Genomic DNA, 2301 nt, shown 5'->3' on the forward strand with positions numbered 1-2301 from the left:
ACGGGACACCGAGCACGGTGGCCAGTTCCCGGGCGGGACCGGCGTCGCCGGGACGCAGATCCAGGAACACCAGGGCCTGCGGCGATCGGCCTGCGCGGGCGACCGCCTCGTCCATCGCGTCCGGCAGCAGGTCGGCGTAGCCGACGAGTTCGTCGCCGTCCGGGGTCACCGCCGCCAGCACGCTGCCGGCGGGGACGTCCACAACCGACACGGTCTCCGCTCCCCCGCTGCGGGTGTGCACGGCCAGCACCGGGGTCTCGGCCAGTTCGGGGGCATTGGCCAGGTACGCGAACCGGGTCGCGTCCACCTCGCTCGGGGTCACCTCCACGGACGCGGCCTCGCGGACGGCGTCGACGACGGCGGGATCGGCCACCAGCCCGATGCGGCCGATGGCCAGCCCCGCGCGTTCGGCGCGTTCGGTCATGGCGGCGACGGCACCGACCGCCGCGGCGGTCGTGTCGTCGGCGTCGGACGCGGCCCAGCGCTGCGAATCGAACGGGCCGAGCGCCGGTACATCGGCGTCGACGAGTACCGCGCTGATCTCCCCGTCGTCGACTGCGACACCGAGCACCGCACGCATGACATCCCCCTCGCCGGCTCGGACTCACCTGGACGGACAACCGAGCGTAACCGACAGCTGCCCTCACCGCGGGTAGCAGCCGACCTCGAGTCCGAGCACCGTCGACACCCCGGCACCGAACGTGACCGCCGAGCCGTCGGAGGCGACCCGCCGTTCGTCGAATCGACGGGCCAGCGGCGGCACCGCCACCCGCTGATGGAATCCGGCCCGGGCAGCGGCACGATCGAACACCTCCACGGCACGGTCCACGTCGCGGGGCACGCTGTGGTCGGACACGAGCAGCGGCAGATGCGCGACCCAGCCGGTGCTGCCGTCCGACATCTCGCACCCCGCGTTCAGGCGCGAATGGTCGGTGCCGAAGACCAGTTCCGGGAATTCCGCGGACAGTGCGTCGGCGATCTCGTGGTGCACCCGCAGGTAGTGGTCGACGGCCCCGTCGATGGTGGTCGCGACCGGTTCCGGGACGGCGTGGAATTCGGGATCGGACGCGCATCCGGTGGTCGCCGCGAGCAGCAGCGCCACCGGGAGAAGTCGCCGGGTCCTCATCGCACCGCCTGCCCGGCCAGGCCCGCAACGACCAGTGCGACGTTGTAGGAACTCGTCGTCCCGGGAGTCAGGTAGGCACTGTGCCCGATCGAGCCGCGGTACGCCTCACCCGTGGCGCCGATGCCCGGATCCGACGACAGCCGGGTCAGGCCGTCGAGGAAGCTGGGATCGCCGCCGAACGTGCCGACATCGGCGACCGGGTCACGGTCGGCCTCGACGAGGAATGCCGAGCCGGGCGCCAGCCCCAGATCGTGTACGTCGTCGGTGCCGATACCCGGCGCGCCGAGGAACACCGCGGCATCGGCGGGGGCGCCCTGCACCAGTGCCATGCCGGTGACGAGCGCACCGTAGGAGTGCCCGATCGCCGTCACGTTCGGATTGTCCTCGCGCGCATCGAGACTCGTCAGGAACTGAGCGAGGCCCGGTGCCGCGCGGGTCGCCGCGAGATCGGACACCGGGCTCTGCTCGGTCACTGCGAGACCCCAACCCCATTGCGGAGCTTGATAATTCAGCCAGGTCACTGCCGCGACCGAACGGTCCGGGCGACCGGACGATTCCAGGCCGCGTTCGGCCTGGGAGCGGACCGCCGCGATCTGCTCGTCGTAGCCGGCGAGATTGCCCTGCACCGTCGAGCCGGCGCCCGGGGTGAACACCGCGACATGGTGGGCGGTGTCGACGTCGCCGACCGCGACCGCGGCCATCGCCTCGCGTCCCGACAGGTCGAGCGCCAGCAGTTGCCGGTCGCCGCGCGCGAGCACGTCCGCGACGGCATCGAGCGCGGCGAGTTTCCTGCGGGTCTGTTCGAGGCCGGCGTCGGCGTTGCTGAACAGACCACCGAAGATGTTGCCGTCGAGCTCGGTGGCCAGCCGCTCGGCGACGCGTTCGAGCCGGACGCGCTCGCCCTCGAGCAGTGCGCGATTCGCGCGGTCGCGGTCGGCGGCGGGGATCCCGTCGAGCCCGCCGATCTCGCCCGGCCGGCTGGCGAGCAGATGCTCGCGGGCCTGCGCCCCGAGCATCTCCCACCAGCGCATCACCTCGCGCGGATCGGTACCCGGCCCGGGAACCGGGACGATCGCCGGGCCCTGGGTGTGAATCCCGCCGAACGGTGTCCCGCCGACATCGAGGTCGGCAGCGACCTCGGCGAGCGCGGCCGCGGCCTCGCGGTCGAGAGCCGC

2 protein-coding genes and 1 pseudogene are annotated in these 2301 nt (G+C 72.6%); all 3 read right to left on the reverse strand.

Features of this window, described 5'->3' with window-relative positions; genetic code table 11:
• Positions 1-580: pseudogene (locus tag ACN675_RS28860) on the reverse strand (hypothetical protein); the annotation flags it as partial.
• A 63-nt stretch (positions 581-643) separates the two neighbouring features.
• Positions 644-1126, reverse strand: coding sequence for an LppA family lipoprotein (locus ACN675_RS28865; protein WP_420754067.1), 483 nt, complete (start codon positions 1124-1126; stop codon positions 644-646).
• Positions 1123-2301 (reverse strand): alpha/beta hydrolase (locus ACN675_RS28870; protein WP_420754068.1); only part of this gene is annotated, 1179 nt, incomplete at its 5' end. The genes ACN675_RS28870 and ACN675_RS28865, both read right to left, overlap by 4 nt.

It is taken from the genome of Rhodococcus sp. O3, from assembly GCF_048897285.1.
Lineage (GTDB): Bacteria > Actinomycetota > Actinomycetes > Mycobacteriales > Mycobacteriaceae > Rhodococcus.